Source organism: Pseudomonas sp. FG6, from assembly GCF_057809015.1.
Genome location: NZ_JBMDJD010000003.1, coordinates 102,617 through 123,998, shown reverse-complemented (window position 1 = coordinate 123,998; position 21,382 = coordinate 102,617). Strand labels below are relative to the sequence as shown.

The window sequence follows — 21,382 nt, the reverse complement described above, 5'->3', positions numbered from 1 at the left end:
GTCAGGCGATCTCCGGCTGGCGAAGGCGGGTTTCGATCCGCTGCACGGTGAGGGTGGGCTGGCGTTGCAGGCCACCGTTCCAGTTCAGCCGTGGCGCGGCTTGGCGGCCCAGTTGCAATGGGCCGGCCCCGCGGACCAGCAGCACCAGAGTGCAATCCAGGTCCGGGCCGAAGTACAAGGCGTAAAGGCTGGCGAGCAGCGGATGGGTCTCGCCGGTGGGCAGCAGGTCGTTGGCTTGGCTGGCGCTGAGCGGGCCCAGGGTCAGGCGCACGCCGGCGTGTTCGTCCCAGACCCGGGTGCCGGCCACCGCGCTGCGGCCCAGGCGCAGGTTGCGCCCGCCCGGCTGCAAGCGGCTGCGGCTGGCGGACGGGATGTCGCGCCAGCCGCCTGCGTAGGCGCTCAGCTCCACCGGCAGCCCGAACTGTTCGCGCACGATTGCCGCGAACCCGGCCAGGGAGCGTCGACCGTCCGCGTACAGCGCGGTGCAGGTCAGGACCGCTGAATCGGCTACGGCCTGGCGTTCTTGCAGGGCCTTGGGCAGCAGGCCGGTCAAGGCTCGCAGTTGTGCCTGGACCGCCGAGGCGCCGGGGGCGGTGAAGCCCAGGGCGATGCGATGTTTGCGCATCACTCTATAGAGCAGGCTGAGCAGCCGATGCTGGAACAGGTCGAGAAATTCCGCGGGTGCGTGGTCCCGGGCGCGGGCGCGTTGCTGCAACCATTCCTGGTAGGCGTAGGGCAGGGGGCCGTCGGGGCCCCCCAAACCGAAGATCGGCGTGGTCAGCACCGGCACTGAATCGGCCGGCTGGCTCAAACTCTCGACTTCGCTGGCGGCGAACAGCGGCATCAACGGTCCGCGCAGACGCAAGGCTTCGGCCTGGGGTGAGGTGCCGCTGCCCAGCGTCTCGGCCTGGGGGTGTTCACGTTCCAGCAACAGCAGCGCCTGGAGCCACTCGAAGCGTTGCGGATCGCGCCGCAAGCGCTGGCTCAGGTTCAGAGCGACAGGGGTTTGCCGGCTTGGGGTTGCCATGTCTTGACCTCCTTGTCGGACTGGACCAGAACGGTGCGCACGAAGCGATTGGCGGTGGCGTAGAGCGAGAAGAACTGCGCCAGCACCCCGGAGAACAACACGGCGCTGCTGCCGACAAAGTGCTGTGGGTCGAGTTGCAGGCGCACTTCCAAGCCGTTGCGCCAGCCGCGCCAGGCATCTTCGCCAACGTGGGCGATGACCCGTTCGCAGCCCAGTCCCAGCACGCCTTCGATCTGGCGTTGGGCACTGGGCTCGTCGCGCAAGTTGTGCAGTTCGAGAATTTCCTGCAACGCGTCCAGGGCCTGGGGGCCTTCCACCAGCGAGAGGTGATTGAGGGTCAGTTGCGACACCAGTCGCCAGCGCGATTCACCGTCCAGGCGCGGCAGGCTCTGGGGGCTGGGCGGGTTGCGCAGGCGTGCCCAAGCCACCGGGCCCGGCCGCTCGAAGCCCAGCGCGGTGCCGGCGGGCAGGCTCTGGGCCAGGTGTCGATTGGTGCACAAGAGTTCGGCGGTGAGGCTGTAGTCGTGGACATCGTTCAACGGATCGAGCCGGGTGTCCACCAGGCTGACCATCAAGTCGGTGCCCAGCCGGTTCGGGCTCAGGCCACTGACACGCCGCGCGTGCCAGTACAGCGTCTGGTCGCTGCCGTGCTGGCTGCCGTAATAGGCCGGCACCGGCTGCACGCCGAGGCCGGAACTGGCGCGCATGGCGCGGACACTGTGGATCTCGACGCTGTTTTCACGGTGACTGTCGGCCACCAGTCGATACTCGCTGCGGGTACCGTCCGGGCGCAGCGGCTCGGACGTCCTGGGGAACAGGTTGATCACCGGCGCGCAGCCCAGGGCAATGTCGCTGGCTTGCAGCGGCAGGCGGCTGGGCGGGGCCTGGTCGAAAACGAGGTACAGGTACAGCGACTGGCTGTCGCTGGTGGCCCCGGCCAATGGCAGGTCGAAGAAGCCGAATTTGTCCGGGAAAGCGAAGTATTCGGCCAGCAGGCGCATGCCTGGATGCACGCCATCTTCGTCGGGCAACAAGGCCTGGTCGCCGGCAAAGCCGACAATCTGCGGCAGGCCCTTCAGCGGTTCGGGCACGCTGCCCGGCGCACCGGCCAGGACCTTGACCGTGTGGGCGCCGAGCAAGTCGTACAGCCAGGCGTTGATCATCGGCGAGGCCGCCAGGTGCACCCGCAGGGTGTCGATCCCCAGCGTCGCCCATTGGCTTTGCCCCAGGCAGCGCAGGTTCAGGCGCAAGGCCGAACGCGCCTGGACCACGCCGGTCAGCGCCTGGGCTTCGTCGCTGCCCAGCAGTAACGCTTCGCTGACTTCCAGCGGCCACAGGTGCACGGCGGCGGTGGTGCGAAAATGAATGCTCTGGCCCTTGTCGGTGGTGACGAACAACGGCGTATCCCGGGGCAACGGGTAGCCTTCGTTGAGGTTGCCTTTGCTGGGGTCGGGTTCGAACTGGACGATGGCGCAGGACGGCAGCGGGCGCATCGCCAAGGGATAGAGCTGTTCAAGCAGGGCGTCGCTGAACTCGGCGTAATCGTCATCCAGCCGGCGCTGCAAGCGTGCGGCCAGCAACGCGAAACCTTCGAGCAGGCGTTCTACGTGCGGGTCGGGGCATTCGCCGGGCGACAGTTCCAGGCGCCTGGCAACCTTGGGGTAACGTTCGGCAAAGGCGGTCCCGGCGTGCCGTAGCCAAGTCAGTTCCCGTTGGTAGTAATCGAGCAGTTGCGGGTCAATCGAGTCGCTCATGGCGTACCTCAAGGCCGTCGCCGGCAGGCTCGATGACGAATGCCACGGGCCACGCGTGCGGGTTGCCGCGCAGTTCGCCCACCAGTCGGATGCTCAGTTGCTGCGGATGGCCCGGTACCGGTTCGACTTGCACGTCGCCCAGGCGCAGGCGCGGTTCGAAGCAGGTGATGGCCTGGCGGATTTCCCGGGTCAGTTGGCGACGGTCATCGCTGCGTTGCTGTTGCAGCGCGGTCCAATCGGCGATGCCGTAGTCCAGGATGCTCGGTGGTTCGGTGAGTGCTCGTGGACCGCGCCGGGTGTTGAACAGACGATGCAGTTCGGCGTGAACCGAGTCTTGCAACGCCTGTCGGTCGTACACCCGGTCGGCATCGTCCGGCGGGCTGGCCAGGCGTTCGAACAGAGGGGGGCGAAGCCCGAAGCCGGCCATGGCGCAGTTTCCTTATTTGGTCATTTTGTTGGCGGCCAGGTCCCATGTGGTCCCCGCCGTACCTTCCTTGGTGCCGTCGTCTTTTTGTGCGGTGAGCTCCCATTTGATCTTGGTGAAGTTCAGCGACAGGGTCTCCACCGGTTTGCCGCCGGTACCGCCGCTGACGCTGACGTTGGACAGCACGACGTTGGTCAGGGTGTAGACGATGAAGGGCATGATCTTGCCGCTGCCTTCGGCGGCGTTGCGGCCGATGGTGATGACGGCTTGCGGGATCGGCTTGCCGGCGCAGCAATATTCGTTGAGCGAGGGAGTGGAGCTGTCGATGAATTTGGTCAGGGTGAATTCACCGATGTGCGGCCGGCCGGAGGTACGCTCCGAGTTGCTGACGTCGTTGGTGACCTGCATCGCCACGTTGTGGCTGTAGGACATGACCTCGATCTTGTCCGTGAAACCCTCCAGCAGGCTGTCGCCCTTGATGTCGCCGCCGAGGTCGAGAATGATTGCATCCATTGTGTGGAACTCCAGAAAAGTAGATAGGCCGATCCGTTAAAGGTGAACGCTGAACCTGTGGCGAGGGAGCTTGCTGCGGCTAGGAGGCTTTTTGTGGTGAGGGAGCTTGCTGTGGCGAGGGAGCTTGCTCCCGCTGGGCTACGAAGTAGCCCCAAAAATCTTAGGAGCGCTTCGCACTGGAACGCCAGCCCGGTCCAGCGGGAGCAAGCTCCCTCGCCACAGGTTCTCTACAAGCCACAGGTTTCTCTGTCACTCCACAGGCTTTCCTGTCACATCACAGGTTTCCCCGGTCACAGTTCATGCGCCGTCAGGCAGCAACCGGCGGCGGCAGCGTCGCCACCAGGCGGATCGAGGCGGTCAGTTCTTCAAGCTGGAAGTGCGGCCGCAGGAATACCGTGGCCTTGTAGGCTCCCGGCTTGCCCGCCACCTCCGTCACGTCCACCCGCGCTTCGCGCAACGGGTACTGCGCCTTGATCTCCTGCGGGGCGTTGTCGTTGATCAGCACATAGTCGGCGATCCAGTTGTTGAGGTAGGTCTGCACGTTGTCGCGGGTCATGAAGCTGCCGACCTTGTCGCGCATGATCACCTTCAGGTAATGGGCGAAACGCGAGGCCGCGAGCACATACGGCAACATCGCCGAGATCCGCGCGTTGGCGTTGGCCTCGTTGGTGTTGTAGAGCTTGGCCTTGTTGGTGGTCTGGCCGCCGAAGAACACCGCCACGTCGCTGTTTTTCTTGTGGCACAGGGAAATGAAACCCAGATCGTTGAGTTCTTTTTCACGCCGGTCGGTGATTGCCACTTCGGTCGGGCATTTGAGCGACAGGTCCCCGGAACTGGTGCGGAAGGTGTGGGCCGGCAGGCCCTCGACCGCGCCACCGCCCTCGGCGCCGCGAATCGCTGCGCACCAACCGTACTTGGCGAAGGCTTCGGTGATGCGCTGCGACAGCGCCCAGGCCGCGTTGCCCCACAGGTATTTGCTGTGGTCGGTGCCGTTGACGTCTTCGACGTAGTTGATGCCTTCCACTGGCCGGGTGTCGGGGCCATAGGGCAGGCGCAGCAGGAAGTGCGGCAGCACCAGGGAGACGTAGCGCGAGTCTTCGCTTTCACGGAAGGCGCGCCACTTGATCAGTTCCTGGCTCTCGAAAATCTTCGACAGGTCCCGTGGCACCGCCAGTTCGGTGAAGCTGGTCATGTCGAACAGGCGAGGGCTGGCAGCCGCGAGGAACGGCGCGTGCGCGGCGGCGGCGACGTTCGACAGCTTTTCCAGCAGGCCGATGTCTTGCGGGTGCCGGCCGAAGGTGTAATCACCCACCAGCAGGCTGAACGGATGGCCGCCGAAGGTGCCGTATTCTTCTTCGTAGATCTTCTTGAACAGCGCGCTCTGGTCGAACTCGACGGCTTTTTCCAGATCGTTCTGCAGCTCTTTCTGGGTCACGTTGAGCAAGCGCAGCTTGAGGCGCGTGCTGGTTTCGGTGTTCTGCACCAGCAGGTGCAGGCCGCGCCACGACGCTTCGAGTTTTTGCAGGTCGGGGTGGTGCAGCACTTCGTTGAGCTGGGCACTGATCAGCTTGTCGATCTGGCTGATGCGGTCGTTGATCATGGCCACGGTGTCCTTGTCGATGGCCATGCCTTCGTCGAGAACCTGAGTGGCGAACTCGGCCAGCATGTCGCGGGCGTAGTCCTGCTGGCTGTCATCGTGGGCCATGCGGCCTTCGGCGATGATCTTGTCCAGCAGGGACAGAGTCTGGGTCGTGCTCTCGCTGGTTTGAGCGGCGGATGAAGCGGGCATGGCGTTATCTCCCTTGAGTGATGAGCACGATCAAGCCTGTGGTTCGGCCGGGGCCGGGTCATCGTTGGCGGCCACGGTGGGCAGCTCTTGCGGTGCGTCCTGGGGCCGCGCCGACTTGATCTCTTGCAAGCCTTCGGTGTTGATGATCACGTCACGCAGCAGCTTGTCCAGGTCGTCGTTGCCGTCGAGCTTGGTCAGCAGATCGCGCAGGCGCTGGCGTGCTTCGAACAGGCGGCGCAGCGGCGTGACCTGCTCCACGACCTTGACCGGGTCGAAGTCATCGATATGGCGGAAGTTGAGTTCGATGTTGAGCTTGCTGTCATCGCCGCTGAGGGTGTTGTTGACCTGGAGCGTGGCGCGCGGGCCGATGGAGGCCAGCACCTCGTTGAAGTTGTCGCGATCGATTTCGGTGAAGCGTCGCTCGCTCAGCTTGGGCAGCGGGTCCAGCGGCTTGCCCGAGAGGTCGGCCAGAATGCCGACGACCAGCGGCAGTTCTTTCTTTTCGATGGCATTGCCGATTTCCACGTCGTAAGTGATCTGGACGCGAGGAGGACGGATTCTGTCGAGCTTGTGCTGGGTGCTTTCTGCCATGGCGGCCGACTCCGATGCATGTGTGGGAGCAATGCATCGGGGGGGCCCGCTCATCGCATTCCCTTGCTGATCCGCAGGTTGCAAATGGGCGGCAGAGGACCTGTCATTCCCTTGACAAACCTGGTGCATTCGACCGTGTTGGTCGAACTACCCAAGACGCTAGAACAGGTCTATAAAAAAGCAAGCAAAAACAATTTTTGACCGCTTTGAAAAGGAAGATTCATTTTGCGTGTCTTTTTTTCCGGATTTTTTTTGAGCCTGCTGCTCGGCGGATGCTCGCTTTTTGCCCCCAGTGTCGAGCTCGACAGCCTGACCCTGGATGTCGCGCCCAAGGCCAATGACGACACGCCCATCGCCGTGGATTTCATCGCCGTGAACGATCCCGACCTGCTCAAGCAGCTGTCGGCAATCACCGCGCGCCAATGGTTCGCCGAGCGCGAACAGTTCCAGCGCGACTATCGTCAACTCATGTCGGTGTGGGGGCTGGAGCTGGTTCCGGGACAATTTCTCGACCACCAACCTTTCCCCCTGGAGGGTCGGCGCGCCGCTGGACTTTTGGTCTTCGCCAGCTATAACACTCCCGGAGCCCACCGGCTTCGGCTGGACGACCAGCGCAAGGCCTGGCTGAAGTTCGAAAGTCGCGAGATGACGCTGGTGAGCGACAAGCAGCCTTGAGTGACCGCGGGCCGCCCGAGTGCGGCGACACTGGGATGTCGAAGGGAGTCGTATGAGTCTGTTACCTGACGCGGTGTGCTGGCATGAGGGCATGCAATTGCTGCCCCAGCATTTTCAGTTGCAAGGGCTGCGTGCTGAGGCGCTGGCCGCGCATTTTGCCGGCGCCTGCAACCCCTGGTTCTGGGGGGTTGGTCAACTGGAAGTCGACCCTTCGGCACTCAGCGCCGGCCAGGTCCGGGTGTTGCAATTGCAGGGCACCTTGCCGGATGGCCTGCCGGTCAACGTGCAGGCCGGCGTCGGGCCGAGCCTGGAGCTGGACATCACCGAAGCGATCGACAAGACCGACGACGCGACCGTCACCGTGTACCTGGCGATCAGCCCGCTCTGGCGCGCCGGACAGCTGCTGCCGCTCAAGGGCCGGTTGCAGTCGGTGGTCGGCGAGGCCTTGCCGGACCTCACCAGCGGCGAATTTCCCGAATCCATCACCGTCTGGCGACCGAACCCGCGCCTGTGCACACAGCTGAGCAAGGCCGACTCCATCTGCCTGCCGCTGATGCGTGTGCGCAAGGAAGGCGGCGGTTTCCTGCGGGTGGCCTACACGCCGCCCACACCGGTGCTGGTGCCCGAATCGGTGCTCGGTCGACGCGTCGCCGGGCTGTGTGCCCGGGCCCGTGAGAAATGCCTGTTCCTCGGCGGTCGGTTGCGTCAGGCGCAGGCGGCGGGCAATCAGGACGACGCCATGGAGATCCGGCGCCAAATGACTGCGCTGTGGTCCCGCTTGCCGGAAGTCGAGGGCGCGCTCAATACCCGGGTTGCCACGCCCCAGGCGCTGTACGGCCTGCTGCTGGGGTTGGCCGGTGCCTGGTCGGCCCTGGATCCACTGGCCGGTGTGCCGGCCTTCGCGCCGCTGGATTTCCTGGAGTTGCAACGCGGTTACGAGCCGGTGCTCGATTGGCTGGAGATCACCCTGGAACTGGTCCGCGCCGGCTACCGCAGCCTGGCTTTCGAGCGCAATGACCCGGTCTTTTCGATCCAGTTGCCCGACGACCAGCCCAGCCAGCGCCTGGTCATCGGCCTGCGCATGCCCAACGGTGCCAGCGAGCAGGCCGCGGCCGAGTGGCTGCGCGGGGCGATCATCGCGTCCGCGCCGCACGTCCCGTTGTTGAGTCGCCAGCGCATGAGCGGCCTGCCTCACCAGGCCATGAGTCGCAACGAGCAAGTGGCCTACAGCGTTGGCGACGACACCCGACTATTCGTGATTGCGGCCAGTGGGCAGTGGTTCGACGGGCAGTTGCCGCTGCACATCGTTGCGCCGGCCTCGGCCCAGGCCAGTAGTCCGTGGCAAGTGGTGTTGTTCGTGGGGCAAGCTGGCGAAAGTGCCTGATCGCAAAAGGGGAGTCGTATGCCTGATGGAAGTGGCGGGGCGGTCCGGGGTCTGCACGAGGCGCCGCTGAGCAGCGCTTTTCGCCAAGCCTGGCTGAAGTGGTCCCGGGAGTGGCAGGACTTGCCCAAGGACAGCGACGCGGTGCTGCTGGTCAACCGGGTGGTGGAGTTTTCCGGGCGCACCGCCCAGCGTCTGTGGCGCGTCGCCTTCGCCACCGTCGGTGATGCGGCCACCGAGCAGGTCAAGGCGCTGGTCTATGCCTTTGTCGCGCTGGTGGACGAAACCCTGTTGTTCACGGCCTGGCCCGGGCAGCTTGCCTGGCAGCAGCATCCGCTGGAATCGCGCATGTATGGCAGCCGCCAGGCCGGTGAAAGGCTGCCGGCGGCCATCAAGAAACTGCTGGATGAGCAAATGCCCGGCACCCGCGACCTGGCAAACGTCTACCTGCAATGCCTGGTCCTGGGGTTCCAGGGACGACTGCGCGGCGAGCCCGGCCAGGTCCAGCATGAAAAATGGCGGGTGGCGCTGTTCACCTTCGCCTGGCAGCACGAGCCCGATTATGTCGATGTCAGCCAGCGCCTGGCGATGGCCGCAGCGGCGACGCCGGTACGCATGCCGGCACAGACGTCCTTGCCGGATGGGTTTCGCCTCGGGCTGGCGATCCTGGCGATGGTGTTGCTGCTGATCGGCGTGGGCCAGGTGTTCTGGCGGGACATTCGTTCCGAGCTTGAACCGGTGCTGCAACTGAACGAGCCGGTGGTCCAGGAGCAAGACTCATGAGCACGTTGAGTCTCGTCGCCCTGGTGTTGCTCGCCATCGTCCTGGTGCTGTCGATCGCGGCCCTGGTCTGGTGGCTGCGGACCCAGGGTGGGGCGGCGATCCGCAGTTTCCATGGGGCGGTGCGCCACATGGAGCAGGAGCAGGGTACCCGCGACCGCTATCAGATGCCTTGGCTGTTGATGCTCGGCAACGAAAACGACGGCGCCCAGTTGTGCAGCCAATGGCGCTTGCAGCCGACCGACAAGGCCGCATGGTTCGGGCGCTGGTGGTCGGATGCCGAAGGCGCGGTGCTGGTGGTGCCCCAGGCATTGTTCCTGCCCGATGAGGGCATGAACCGCCAGCGGGGCAACTGGTGGCGCCTGCTGGGGCTGATCCTGCGCCTGCGCAGCAAGCGCGCGCTGGATGCGGTGATCTGGACGGTCCCGTTCGGCAAGCTCGACGACATCGAACAGACCACCGAGCTGAGCCTCAAGGTGCGCCGCTGTTTCATCGACCTGTTGCAGCGGTTTGGTCTGAGCCTGCCGGTGTACGTGGTGATCACCGGGATGGAGGAGTTGCCCGGATTCCAGGAACTGGTCAACGCCTTGCCGGCCCAGGCGCGCGAATCGATGCTGGGCTGGTCCTCACCGTATTTGCCGGAGGCCGCGTGGCAGTCGCACTGGAGTGACCAGGCGCTGGATCAGGTCAACGCCGCGCTGGGGCAATCGATCCTGGAAATCGGCGCGCTGTCGGGGCAATTGAGCAGCGACCTGTATGGCTTGCCGGAGCGTTTTGAGGGCCTGCGGCGGGCCCTGCAACTGCTCCTGGAGCCGGTGTTCCAAGGCAACGCCCAGGGCGAAGCGCCGCAGTTTCGCGGGGTGTATTTCACCGCGAGCCAGGCGCCCACAACGACGGCGCAGACATTTGCGGCCACAGACAAAGCCCCGCGCCAAACGGTGTTCGCCCGGCAGCTGTGGGCACGCCGGATGATGGCCGAACGGGGCCTGGCCCAACCGGTGCCGCGGCTGTTGCGCCTGCGCCTGCGCTGGCATCGCCTGGCGGGCGCGGTGGCGCTGGTGGTCGGCCTGGTCTGGCTGGGCGGCATGATCTGGGTCTGGCAGGACTCCGTGGAGGAGGCCGAGGGGCTGTCGCAGCTGATCCTGCGGGCCCATAAGAACCACCTCGTGGTCGACCCTGACGAACCTCAGTTGGAGCCCACCCGGCACAACGTGCAGAACTACTGGAATGTGTTGGAGAAGGCACCGCGCTGGCGCTTCGTCTCGCTGGTGTTCCCGACGTCGTGGTTCTCTTCCGTGGACACGCAACTGGAGAACGGGCTGCGCCTGACCGCCCGCCAACATTGGGTATTGCCCCTGCGGGATCTGCTGGTGTCGGACCTGGAGCAGCTCAAGGCCATCCGCAATACCGAGCGGCGCGGCAATGTGGAAAGCGAGGACCCGGCGCAATGGCAGAGCTACGTAAAAGCCAAGGACCTGGTGGAGCGCGCCGTGCGCCTGGAGCAATCCAACCAGCTGTTCAGTCAGGCCGTGAACAACCCCAAGGCGCCGCTGGATGAGTTGGTGCAGTTGAGCAACGCCACCTTGTCGCTGAACCTCAACACCGGCACCTTGAGCCGGGAGCGGTTCTACAACCGGGTGCTGTTCGATGCCCAGAACACCGACCTCAAGGGGTTGGACCTGAACGCTGCGCGGCCGGTGATCGCCGACAACTTCACCGGGCTGATGCAGCGTTGGCTGGATCACTATTTCCTGGCGGACAACTTCGTGCGCCAGGCCGGTTACCTCAAGCTGCACCTGCAGCGACTGGAGAGCGGCGGTGGCAATTCCCTGAGCGAACTCGAAGACCTGATGGCCCTGGTGGACGATTTGCAGACGCTGGTGAGCCTGACCAATTCAGCCTGGGGCCGAGGCAAGGGGCAGGACCTGGTGCCCGGCTACACCCAGTTGATGGACAAGGTGAGCCACAGCTTGTTGCTTGGGCCCGATATCCAACAGGATCTGGAGAGCCAGGCGGCCAAGTTGCAGCAAAGCTTTCGTGACCAATGGATCGTGCAGACCGGCTCCCGGGACAACCTGTTGGTCCAGCAGGGCAGTGGCCTGCTGGTGCTGCAAGAGCATGTGACGGCGCTCGATGGTGCGGTGCAGGCCTTGTTCAAGCGTGACTTCGTGGCGTTGGCCTTGCAGAAAGATCCTACCGACAGCAACCCCACAGGCAGCAACAGCGGTTCCACGGGCGATGGCAGCGATGATTTCAGCGTCGCCCTGAATTACTTCGCCAGCTACAAGGCCTACGTCAATGAAGAGCTGTCGCGTATTCCCCCGGACTACCGCGATGCACTGATGCAGGCCGCCGAAGGTGCGGCGGCGCGAGCCATGTGGCTGAGCCTGGATGAAAGCGACGAACAACTGCCGGGGATGGGGTTCAACGTGCAGACGTCCCAGGCCGTCGCGCTGCAAAAGGCCTTCATGGACGTGAACCGTGGCGACCTGGCCACCCGCCTGCAGCGCCTGCTCAATCATCGGGCGCTGGCGCAGATCAGCAGTGGCCTGGACGAAATCAATGCCCAGCCGCTGTTCAGCCAGCGCGCCGATGTGCAGCGCTGGGACGGTTCGAAGAACTTCGGCTTGCAGCTCTACGGCGCGGCCAATCCGCAGGATCTGAAGCTGAGCCTGAACCAGCAGTTCGGCGCCATGTTGCAGATCGCCGAGCAGCGCATGCCGGCGCTGGAGTGGCTGATCGTCCAGCAGGATAACCTCTCGGCCCTGGAGCATGACCGGGTGGCGCGGTTCATGGCCCTCAATGACGAATTGCTCAAGTACAAGAACCAGAACCCGGCCAGTTCGGCGGCTCAGCTGGAACAACTGGTGAGCCGCGATTTCATCGAAATGGACACCGCCTCCTGTGCCCAGATCCTGCAGACCACCAACCTGTCCGGCGGTCGCGGCGACGTGGCCCAACGCACCGTCGCGCTGCAACAGGGCGCGTTGCAGCGTTGCCTTTACCTGCAACAGAACCAGGCCGCGACCGCCTGGAACGACGTGGCCAATTATTTCAATCAGTACCTGGCCGGGCGCTTTCCGTTTTCCCAGGATGCGCGGGCCAGTGATGCCGACCCGGCGCGGGTCCAGCGCCTGTTGGAGCTGATCGAGACACGCCTGCCCTTGGCCCAGGCCGGGCTTGCGCTGAGCCAGGGACCCGAGCGGTTGGCCGCGCAGGACTTCCTCGACCGTTTGAAGCAGGCCGGGACCTGGCTGGGGCCGCTGTTCGTGCGGGACAAGAGCGGCATCCTCGGGGTGGAAATGGACGTGCGCTGGCGCACCGACCGTGAGGTGGAGCGCGGTGCCGATCAGGTGATCGCCTGGAGCCTGAACGCCGGTAACCAAGCCATCAGCTACCCCGGCGAGGGTCAGCAGAATCTGCGCTGGATGGTCGGCCAGCCTGTGAGCCTGACCTTGCGCTGGGCCCGCAACGGCTACCAGCGCCCGGCCAACGATCCGTTGCAGCCTGACCTGGTGGTGCGCGACCTGGAGGCCGGTTGGGAGTACCAGGGGCCGTGGTCGTTGTTGCGCCTGATGCGTTCGTTAGTGTCGGCCCAGCGGCAGCCGAACATCGACTACACCGATTTCCCACTGACCCTGCAACTGCCGGTGACGACTCAGCCCCAGGCGAACACGGCCCAGCAGATGTTGATGTTCCTGCGCCTGTCATTGATGAGCCAAGGCTCGAAGTTGCCGCTGTCGATCCCGCCATTGCCGACGCGGGCACCGCGTTCACCCTTCCTGACGAGCTCATCGAGCCCCGCCATTGCCACCCGTGAGGAGCGCCCGTGAGCTTGCCGATATCCCCTCTGCCGGAACTCATGAGCCAACTGCTCGAGCCGATCAGCGCCCAGTCGCCCTGCGGCGCGGATCTGCGCTACGAACCGGAATACGACCAGTTGCGCGAGTTGCGACGCGAGGACGACACCAGCCTGCCCACCGGTGTGTGGCAGTCGTCGATCAAGCGCGCCCAATGGCCGGAGCTGGAACGGCTCGCTACCACGCTGTTGCTTGAGCGCAGCAAGGATCTGATGATCAGCGCCTGGTTGGGCGAGGCCTGGTTGCACCTGACGGGGTTGGACGGGCTGCCGGGCAGCCTGGCGCTGGTGGCGGGGCTGTGCGAGCGTTATCCCGAGCAGTTGCACCCCCAGGCCGAGGACGGCGACCAGTCGTGGCGGGTGATTCCCCTGGAGTGGCTGGCCCGACGCTACAGCGAAGTGCTGCTGACGCGGGTGCCGTTGTTCGACGGGCGGGAGCCGGCCTTCGCCGGTTTCTGCCTCGACGATTGGCAGCGCTTGCAGCGCCAGCAAGTGTTGGTCAACGACAGCAAGGGGGCCAAGGCGTCGGTGGAAGCGGCGCGCAACGACCAGAAGAAATTGGCCGAACTGATCCGCACCACGCCGCTGTCGTTCTGGCTGCACCGCCAGGGCAGCCTGATGTTGAGCCTGCAACATTTGCAACGGCTCGACACCTGGAGCGACGCTTACCTGGGCAACCTGGCCCCGGGCTACAAATCCCTGCAGGACGTGATGCAGACCTTGCTGGCGTTGGTAGAGGAGTTCATTGCCATGCACCCACAACAACCGGCCGTCGTGCCGGCACAGACGTCACCCACGATGACGTCGCCGCCCGTCCCGCCGTCGGCTGCACCGGCCCAGGTCTTTCAGGAGCCGGCCAGTCGCGAAGAAGCCTATCGCCAATTGCTGGTCATCGCCGGCTACCTGGCCCGCACCGAGCCCCATAGCCCGGTGCCTTACCTGATCCGGCGGGGCGTGGAATGGGGTAATAAGCCGTTGAGCGAACTGCTGGGAGAGTTGATCAGCGCCGATGCCGAGTCCCGGCGGTTGTGGACGCTGCTTGGCGTGCTCTGATGCCCCCGTGGCTCCGCTGGGTTGGGCTGCTGCGCAGCCAGCGGGAGCAAGCTCCCTCGCCACGGATGGTTGCTAGTTTTGCGGTTCGGGTAACGGCACCGGGGTCAGCACCGGTTTGCCGGAAAAGAACGCCGTCAGGTTCTGGCCCACCAACTCCACGGTCCCGCGGGTCGCTTCCGGCGACAGGCCCGCCACATGGGGGGTGAGGACGACGTTGGGCAGGCGCTTCAAGGCCTCGGGCACTTCGGGTTCATGGTCGAACACGTCCAGGGCGGCTCCGGCGATTCGCCGATGCTCCAGGGCGCTGATCAAGTCGGTCGTGGACACCACGCTGGCCCGGGCGATGTTTACCAGGAACCCCCTGGGACCCAGGGCGTCGAGGGCCTGTTTGTTGATCAACTGCCGCGTGTCGAGGCCGCCGGGCGTGGCGACCACCAGAAAATCAGAGACCCGGGCCAGCTCCGTGGGCGTGGCGCAGAAGGTGTAGGGCACGTCACTGCGCATCTGGCGATTGTGGTAACTGACGCTCATGTCGAAACCCAGGGCCGCACGCTTGGCAATCGCCATGCCTACCGCGCCAAGGCCCAGGATCCCCAGGTGCTTGCCGGCCAGGGACGGGCGCATGACCTTTGGCCATTCGCCCCGGCGCACACAGGCATCGGCCTGGGGAATGTCGCGAACCAGGGCCAACAGCAGCGCCATCGCATGATCGGCCACCGACGAGGCGTTGACCCCCGCGCCGTTGGTCACGACGATGCCGCGCTTGCGGGCGGCGAGCAGGTCGACGTGCTCGTAGCCGGCGCCAATCACGCAGATGATCTTCAGGTTCGGCAGGGCCGCGATTTCCTCGGCCGTCAAACCCAGGGGACCACGGGTCAGGACCGCGTTGAAGCGCTCGCCGTGCTGGAAAATCGCCACTTTGCGCTCGGCCGGGGTCGGCGCCAGTTCCAGGTGATAACCCTGGTGCTCCAGAATCGGCAGGTAGTCATTGACGGTCTCAACCAATACCAGGACGGTTGCGCTCATGCTGTGCTCCTGTGGTCGATTGGGCAATCTGTGCCCAGCAGCACCCTGAAAACGGTTCCCTGCTCGCGTGTCGATTCAACCTTGATCCTGCCGCCGTGGCTGGCAACGATTTGCGCCGCGATGAACAAGCCCAGGCCCAGGCCGGTGCGGTGCGGCTTGTTGGCTGCGTCATGGCTGGCGTCGTGCAGTTGCGGATTGAACAGGTTAGCCATGGCCCTGGGCGGTATCGGCTCGCCCCAGTTCTGCACGCTGAAACAGGCGGCGTCGCCATTGCCGGACAACGTCACCTGGATGGGCCGGTCCAGGTCGCCGTGCTGGATCGCATTGCCGATCAGGTTGGAGAACACTTGCGCCATCCGTGCCGGGTCGTAGCGGCCTGTCAGCGTCGCCGCTTCATTGAGCAGGATGTTCGCTGAAGGGTGACCGGTACGAAGCTCCTCGACGACAGAACGGCAAATCGCGTTCAGATGGGTGTCTTGCAGGTGCACCGGTATACCTGGCCCCAGGTTGCAGCGCGTCAGGTCGAGCAAGTCATTGACCATCTGATTGGCCCGTTGTGCGCTGGTGCAGATTTGCGCGGCCAGCTTGCGTTGGCGCTCTGGCAAATCCTGATTGGTGCGCAGCAGCTCACCGGCCATCAGCACCGCTCCCAGGGGCGAGCGAAGGTCATGGCCCAACACCCCCAGGACCGTCTTGCGCGTGGACTCGACGGCTTCGCCGTAGGTCGTGACGGACTCCGAAAGCGCCTGGTCGATGGCCTCGTTGAAGCGGATCATGTCCTGGACGTGGTGTTCCTCGTCGGCCGACTCATGGTTCAGCCACAGCCTGAGGACACTCGAACGCAGCGCACGGTATTCGGAGACCACCTGGTCCATGGAAAAACCGGCCACCAGGCGCGTGATGGCGTGGGTTTGCGCCGGCGTATCCTCGTCGTTCCGGGGGCCATGGCCATGGGCCTTGGCGATTTGCTGTCGTTCGGTCTGGACCGTGCGCATGTCCGCCGCCACGGTCCTGAGGATGTACTGGGCATGGTTGCGCAGGCCCTTGGTATCCATCGTCGGGGCAAGGATTTCCACCGATCGGGCGAAATCCTCCCAGGCCTTGAGGATCTGCTCCATGTTTCGCTCGATGAAGTCGTACAGTCTCATTCCAGTCCTTCGCCTGTGCTGCGGGGGTGAGCCGATCGTTGCATGCGACCGATCATGTCAGCCTAGCCGATCATTTTGCGATGGCATAGTTAAGCAGAAGGGTGTGAAAGCGGTGTCGTTCACGTCAGCTGGGCGTCAGTTTTCCGTTACGGTTTCCTGATACGCATAACCATTGCTCACCTAAGCCTTTGCTTCTGCGCGTGAATCCCGGACAATCGCGACCCTGTTTCGGCCAGGGCGCTGCCTGTCGGGCTTTTCCGACTCGTCCCGGCCGGGTGCACGTGACCGGAATGCGGAGATCCGACCGGATGAATGATCAGGCCAATAGCGTTGAAGAGCGTTTTGAAACGACAGCCCCAGTTGCCCTCAGCCAATGGAGTCGCCATGACACCACGTGGATGTTGGGCCTGTTTGGCACCGCCATCGGTGCAGGTACGCTGTTTTTACCGATCAATGCGGGCCTGGGCGGTTTCTGGCCGCTGCTGATCCTGGCGCTGTTGGCGTTTCCCATGACGTTCTATGCGCACCGTGGCCTGACCCGTTTCGTGTTGTCCGGTCGTGACGGCGCGGACATCACCGAAGTGGTGGAAGAGCATTTCGGGCTCAAGGCCGGCGCGCTGATCACCTTGCTGTACTTCTTTGCGATCTTCCCGATCCTGCTGATCTACAGCGTCGCGCTGACCAACACCGTGGGCAGCTTCCTGGAACACCAACTGCATATCCAGCCGCCGCCACGGGCCGTGCTGTCGCTGGTGCTGATCCTGGGACTGCTGGCCGTGGTACGTTGCGGCGAGCAGGCGATCGTCAAGGCCATGAGCCTGATGGTCTATCCGTTCATCGTCGCGCTGTTGTTCCTGGCGGTGTTCCTGGTCCCGCACTGGAATGGTGGCATCTTGACCACTGCGGCCACGCTGCCCGAGCCGCCGGCCTTGCTGCACACCCTGTGGCTGGCGATCCCGGTGATGGTGTTCTCGTTCAACCATTCGCCGATCATCTCGGCGTTTGCGGTGGACCAGAAGCGTCGCCACGGCGCCCACGCCGAGGAGCGTAGCGGGCAGATCCTCTCGCGTGCCCATGTGTTGATGGTCGTGATGGTGCTGTTCTTCGTGTTCAGCTGCGTGCTGACCCTGTCGCCGGCGCAACTGGCTGAAGCCAAGGCCCAGAACCTGTCGATCCTGTCGTACCTGGCCAACCACTTCAGCAACCCGACTATCGCCTTTGCCGCGCCGTTGATTGCCTTCGTGGCGATCTCCAAGTCCTTCCTCGGGCATTACATCGGCGCCAGCGAAGGCCTCAAGGGTCTGATCGTCAAGAGCGGCCGTCGCCCGGCAGCCAAGACCCTCGACCGCCTGACGGCCGTCTTCATGCTGGTGGTGTGCTGGATCGTCGCCACGCTCAACCCAAGCATCCTGGGCATGATCGAAACCCTGGGCGGCCCGGTGATCGCGGCGATCCTGTTCCTGATGCCGATGTACGCCATCCGCAAAGTCCCGGCCATGGCCCGCTATCGCGGCCAGGCGTCCAATGTCTTTGTGGTCGCGGTGGGCCTGGTGGCGATTACCGCACTGGTCTATTCCCTTACGGCGTGACGACACAGGTTCCTGTGGGAGCGAGCTTGCTCCGGTCAACGCAAAGCCCCGTGGCGAGGGAGCTTGCTCCCGCTCGGCTGCGCAGCAGTCGCAAACCGGACAATGGGGTCAATCTGAAGCAACGCCGGGGCCTGCTTCACGCAGGCCAGCGGGAGCAAGCTCCCTCGCCACATGGGTGAGCGGTGAATTGGCTGGCATCAAAACCACAGGCATAAAAAAACGCCGCCCTTCGCAAGAAGGGCGGCGTTTTTGTCGAGCGTCTAAGCCTTAGGCCTGGACGACCGGGATGTTGGCGTTTGCAGCCGCTTCACGGAACTCGGCGATCTGGTCGAAGCTCAGGTAGCGGTACACGTCCGCTGCCATGCTGTCGATCTTGCCGGCGTATTCCATGTACTCCTCGACGGTCGGCAGGCGACCCAGGATCGAAGCCACGGACGCCAGTTCGGCCGAAGCCAGGTAGACGTTCGCGCCGTCGCCCAGACGGTTCGGGAAGTTACGGGTCGACGTCGACACCACGGTGGAGTTCGGCTCGACGCGTGCCTGGTTACCCATGCACAGCGAGCAGCCTGGCATTTCCATCCGTGCACCGGCCTTGCCGTAGATGCCGTAGTAGCCTTCTTCGGTGAGCTGGTGAGCGTCCATCTTGGTCGGCGGCGACAACCACAGACGGGTTGGCAGCTGGCCCTTGACCTGATCCAGCAGCTTGCCGGCAGCGCGGAAGTGACCGATGTTGGTCATGCACGAACCGATGAACACTTCGTCGATCTTCTCGCCAGCCACACTGGAGAGCAGACGGGCGTCGTCCGGGTCGTTCGGCGCGCAGAGCACAGGTTCGCTGATGTCGGCCAGATCGATTTCGATGACTTCGGCGTATTCGGCGTCGGTATCGGCTTCCATCAGTTCCGGGTTGGCGATCCAGGCTTCCATCGCTTGGGCGCGACGTTCCAGGGTACGTGCATCACCGTAGCCTTCGCCGATCATCCAGCGCAGCAGGGTGATGTTGGATTGCAGGTACTCGGTGATCGATTCTTTCGACAGCTTGATGGTGCAACCGGCAGCCGAACGTTCGGCCGAGGCGTCGGACAGTTCGAAAGCCTGTTCCAGGGTCAAGCCTTCCAGGCCTTCGATTTCCAGGATGCGGCCGGAGAAGGCGTTTTTCTTGCCTTTCTTCTCGACGGTCAGCAGGCCTTTCTGGATGGCGAAGTACGGAATGGCATGAACCAGGTCACGCAGGGTGATGCCAGGTTTCATCTTGCCTTTGAAGCGCACCAGGATCGATTCCGGCATGTCCAGCGGCATGACGCCGGTGGCAGCGGCGAACGCGACCAGGCCGGAACCGGCCGGGAACGAGATGCCCATCGGGAAGCGGGTGTGCGAGTCACCACCGGTACCCACGGTGTCTGGCAGCAGCATGCGGTTCAGCCACGAGTGGATGATGCCGTCGCCCGGACGCAGGGAAACACCGCCGCGGGTCATGATGAAGTCAGGCAGGGTGTGGTGGGTGGTCACGTCGATCGGCTTTGGATAAGCCGCGGTGTGGCAGAACGACTGCATCACCAGGTCAGCGGAGAAGCCCAGGCAAGCCAGGTCTTTGAGCTCGTCACGGGTCATTGGACCGGTGGTGTCCTGGGAGCCGACGGTGGTCATCTTCGGTTCGCAGTAGGTGCCAGGGCGGACGCCTTTGCCGGCTGCCAGGCCGCAAGCCTTGCCGACCATTTTCTGCGCCAGGGTGTAGCCCTTGGTGCTTTCGATTGGGGCTTCAGGCTTCTTGAACAGGTCGAACGCTGGCAGGCCCAGCTCGGCGCGAGCCTTCTCGGTCAGGCCGCGGCCGATGATTAGCGGGATACGGCCGCCGGCACGGACTTCGTCCAACAGGACCGGGGTCTTCATTTCGAAGGTGGCCAGGACTTCATCGGTACCGTGCTTGCAGACTTTGCCAGCATGCGGGTACAGGTCGATCACGTCGCCCATGTGCATGTTGGAGACGTCGAATTCGATCGGCAGGGCGCCGGCGTCTTCCATGGTGTTGTAGAAGATCGGGGCGATCTTGCTGCCGAAGCAGAAACCACCGCCGCGCTTGTTCGGCACGTAAGGAATATCGTCGCCGAAGAACCACAGCACCGAGTTGGTCGCCGATTTACGCGACGAACCGGTACCGACTACGTCACCGACGTAGGCCACCGGGAATTCGCCGTTGCGCATTGCTTCGATCTGCTTCATCGGGCCGGTCTTGCCTTGTTCATCCGGCACGATACCGTCGCGGGCCATTTTCAGCATGGCCAGGGCGTGCAGCGGGATGTCAGGGCGCGACCAGGCGTCCGGGGCAGGGGACAGGTCGTCAGTGTTGGTTTCGCCGGTAACCTTGAAGACGCGCAGGCTGATCTTGTCGGCCAGCACCGGACGTTTCTTGAACCACTCGCCGTCGGCCCAGGATTGCAGCACGGCCTTGGCGTGGACGTTACCGTTCTTGGCTTTTTCAGCCACGTCGTGGAACGCGTCGAACATCAGCAGGGTGTGCTTGAGTTCTTCGGCAGCGACTGGCGCCAGCTCGGCGTCGTCCAGCAGCTCGACCAGGGTCACGATGTTGTAGCCGCCCTGCATGGTGCCGAGCAGCTCGACGGCGCGCTTCTTGTCCAGCAGAGGGGATTGGGCCTGGCCCTTGGCCAGGGCGGAGAGGAAACCGGCCTTGACGTACGCGGCTTCGTCGACTCCAGGCGGAATGCGATTGGTGATCAGGTCAACGAGGAAAGCTTCTTCGCCAGCCGGAGGATTTTTCAGCAGCTCGATCAGGCCTGCGGTTTGTTCGGCGTTAAGCGGCTGGGGAACGATACCCAGTGCTGCGCGCTCTTCGATATGTTTGCGGTAGGCTTCAAGCACAGTTATTACCCTCATCAGTGGTCCCAAATGGGTGTCCGGGACGCTCATCCAGAAACCCACGGTACCCATGCGCGACGGAGGCTTTTTGGGCCACCACGCCAGGGTTTCCGGGGTTCCTCACAGAAGCTGCTTTCAAAGTTTTACGCCTGCAGAACGGGGAGCTGATGAGGGTTGGCGTTGGGCTTTCCCCGCTGGAAAGACCCTTCGCCAACACCGCTCTGAAGGAACGACTGTGCTCGTGACGCTTTGAAAACAGCTTCTAACGGACATTGGCGCCTTAAAAGGCTGGCTGATTCTACGGGAAAAAAAAATTAAAGGTAAGTTGGCCCTCCAAGTTTGAGGGGTGATCAATCTTAGACAAAGGGCTAACATGCCGGCCTGTCCGGATTTTTGCGTGTGCGTTTCGTTATGCCCAACCAGCTCATCAAGACCCCTTGCGTCGGCCTTTGCTCCACTGTCTACGGTGACCTGGTGTGCCGTGGCTGCAAGCGGTTCCACCATGAAGTGATTCACTGGAACGGCTACAGCGAGGACGAAAAGCGCGCGGTGTGGATGCGCCTGGAGCAGTTGCTGGTGCAGGTGATGGTGGCCAAGCTCGAGGTTTTCGATGCCGGTTTGCTGCGCCAGCAGCTGGAAAGCCGCAAGATCCGCTTCGTGCCGCACCAGTCGGAATATTGCTGGGCCTACCAACTGATTGCCCGGGGCGCGCGGGTGATCAACAACCTGGAGGCTTACGGCATGGTGCTGCTGCCGGAGTTTCGCGACTGGGAGCTGCCGGACCTGCGCGACGCCATAGATCGGGAGTTTTTCCTGCTGTCCGAAGCCCACTACCAGCGCTACATTGCGCCGGGGTTCCTCAAGGATGCGATGGGCGGCTGAAAAGATCGCGCCATACA

16 protein-coding genes are annotated in these 21,382 nt (G+C 63.8%); 7 read left to right on the top strand and 9 right to left on the bottom strand.

The window, feature by feature from the left end; all coding sequences use genetic code 11:
• Position 1 precedes the first annotated feature (1 nt).
• From tssG to tssB, 6 genes are all read right to left on the bottom strand, one after another.
• On the bottom strand, positions 2-1,027 hold the full coding sequence (gene tssG, locus ACODSJ_RS02925; RefSeq protein WP_489100299.1) for a type VI secretion system baseplate subunit TssG: 1,026 nt from the start codon (positions 1,025-1,027) through the stop codon (positions 2-4).
• Entirely contained in the window at positions 991-2,781 is a 1,791-nt protein-coding gene (tssF, locus tag ACODSJ_RS02920; RefSeq protein ID WP_489100298.1) for a type VI secretion system baseplate subunit TssF, read from the bottom strand. Before tssF ends, tssG begins: the two co-directional genes overlap by 37 nt.
• Entirely contained in the window at positions 2,765-3,208 is a 444-nt protein-coding gene (tssE, locus tag ACODSJ_RS02915) for a type VI secretion system baseplate subunit TssE (protein WP_489100297.1), read from the bottom strand. The genes tssF and tssE overlap by 17 nt, the downstream gene beginning before the upstream one ends.
• Positions 3,209-3,220: 12 nt before the next feature.
• Positions 3,221-3,718 carry an Hcp family type VI secretion system effector gene (locus ACODSJ_RS02910; protein WP_024776584.1) on the bottom strand — a complete coding sequence of 166 codons (498 nt, stop codon included), beginning with the start codon at positions 3,716-3,718 and terminating at the stop codon, positions 3,221-3,223.
• A gap of 307 nt (positions 3,719-4,025) precedes the next feature.
• Positions 4,026-5,507: a type VI secretion system contractile sheath large subunit gene (gene tssC, locus ACODSJ_RS02905; protein WP_489100296.1), complete on the bottom strand. Its 1,482-nt coding sequence runs from the start codon at positions 5,505-5,507 to the stop codon at positions 4,026-4,028.
• 30 nt (positions 5,508-5,537) lie between these two features.
• The gene (gene tssB / locus ACODSJ_RS02900) at positions 5,538-6,098 is read right to left on the bottom strand and encodes a type VI secretion system contractile sheath small subunit (RefSeq protein WP_489100295.1); all 561 of its coding nucleotides are present in this window, start codon (positions 6,096-6,098) and stop codon (positions 5,538-5,540) included.
• Positions 6,099-6,323: 225 nt separating this feature from the next.
• Here tssB and ACODSJ_RS02895 point away from each other — a divergent pair, with 225 nt between their 5' ends.
• The 5 genes from ACODSJ_RS02895 to tssA are packed head-to-tail and all read left to right on the top strand — an operon-like array spanning position 6,324 to position 13,846.
• A complete protein-coding gene (locus ACODSJ_RS02895; RefSeq protein ID WP_489100294.1) occupies positions 6,324-6,773 on the top strand; it encodes a type VI secretion protein in 450 nt (149 codons plus the stop codon).
• A gap of 52 nt (positions 6,774-6,825) precedes the next feature.
• Positions 6,826-8,157 carry a type VI secretion system baseplate subunit TssK gene (gene tssK / locus ACODSJ_RS02890; RefSeq protein ID WP_489100293.1) on the top strand — a complete coding sequence of 444 codons (1,332 nt, stop codon included), beginning with the start codon at positions 6,826-6,828 and terminating at the stop codon, positions 8,155-8,157.
• Positions 8,158-8,175: 18 nt separating this feature from the next.
• Positions 8,176-8,937: a DotU family type IV/VI secretion system protein gene (locus ACODSJ_RS02885; RefSeq protein WP_489100292.1), complete on the top strand. Its 762-nt coding sequence runs from the start codon at positions 8,176-8,178 to the stop codon at positions 8,935-8,937.
• On the top strand, positions 8,934-12,767 hold the full coding sequence (locus ACODSJ_RS02880; protein WP_489100291.1) for a type VI secretion system protein: 3,834 nt from the start codon (positions 8,934-8,936) through the stop codon (positions 12,765-12,767). Before ACODSJ_RS02885 ends, ACODSJ_RS02880 begins: the two co-directional genes overlap by 4 nt.
• On the top strand, positions 12,764-13,846 hold the full coding sequence (gene tssA / locus ACODSJ_RS02875) for a type VI secretion system protein TssA (RefSeq protein ID WP_489100290.1): 1,083 nt from the start codon (positions 12,764-12,766) through the stop codon (positions 13,844-13,846). The genes ACODSJ_RS02880 and tssA overlap by 4 nt, the downstream gene beginning before the upstream one ends.
• A gap of 72 nt (positions 13,847-13,918) precedes the next feature.
• On the opposite strand, the gene ACODSJ_RS02870 is transcribed toward tssA, so the two are convergent.
• Both ACODSJ_RS02870 and ACODSJ_RS02865 read right to left on the bottom strand, forming a co-directional pair.
• Positions 13,919-14,872, bottom strand: coding sequence for a 2-hydroxyacid dehydrogenase (locus tag ACODSJ_RS02870; RefSeq protein ID WP_489100289.1), 954 nt, complete (start codon positions 14,870-14,872; stop codon positions 13,919-13,921).
• Complete coding sequence (locus tag ACODSJ_RS02865; RefSeq protein ID WP_489100288.1) at positions 14,869-16,020, bottom strand: sensor histidine kinase; 1,152 nt, start codon at positions 16,018-16,020, stop codon at positions 14,869-14,871. Before ACODSJ_RS02865 ends, ACODSJ_RS02870 begins: the two co-directional genes overlap by 4 nt.
• A 308-nt stretch (positions 16,021-16,328) precedes the next feature.
• On the opposite strand from ACODSJ_RS02865, the gene ACODSJ_RS02860 reads away from it, so the two are divergent.
• On the top strand, positions 16,329-17,609 hold the full coding sequence (locus ACODSJ_RS02860) for a serine/threonine transporter (RefSeq protein ID WP_489100287.1): 1,281 nt from the start codon (positions 16,329-16,331) through the stop codon (positions 17,607-17,609).
• Positions 17,610-17,876: 267 nt separating this feature from the next.
• Here ACODSJ_RS02860 and acnB read toward each other — a convergent pair whose 3' ends face one another.
• Positions 17,877-20,486, bottom strand: a complete 2,610-nt coding sequence (gene acnB, locus ACODSJ_RS02855) for a bifunctional aconitate hydratase 2/2-methylisocitrate dehydratase (RefSeq protein WP_489100398.1) — start codon at positions 20,484-20,486, stop codon at positions 17,877-17,879.
• Positions 20,487-20,894: 408 nt separating this feature from the next.
• On the opposite strand from acnB, the gene ACODSJ_RS02850 reads away from it, so the two are divergent.
• The gene (locus ACODSJ_RS02850) at positions 20,895-21,365 is read left to right on the top strand and encodes a DUF1289 domain-containing protein (RefSeq protein ID WP_489100397.1); all 471 of its coding nucleotides are present in this window, start codon (positions 20,895-20,897) and stop codon (positions 21,363-21,365) included.
• Positions 21,366-21,382: the final 17 nt, after the last annotated feature.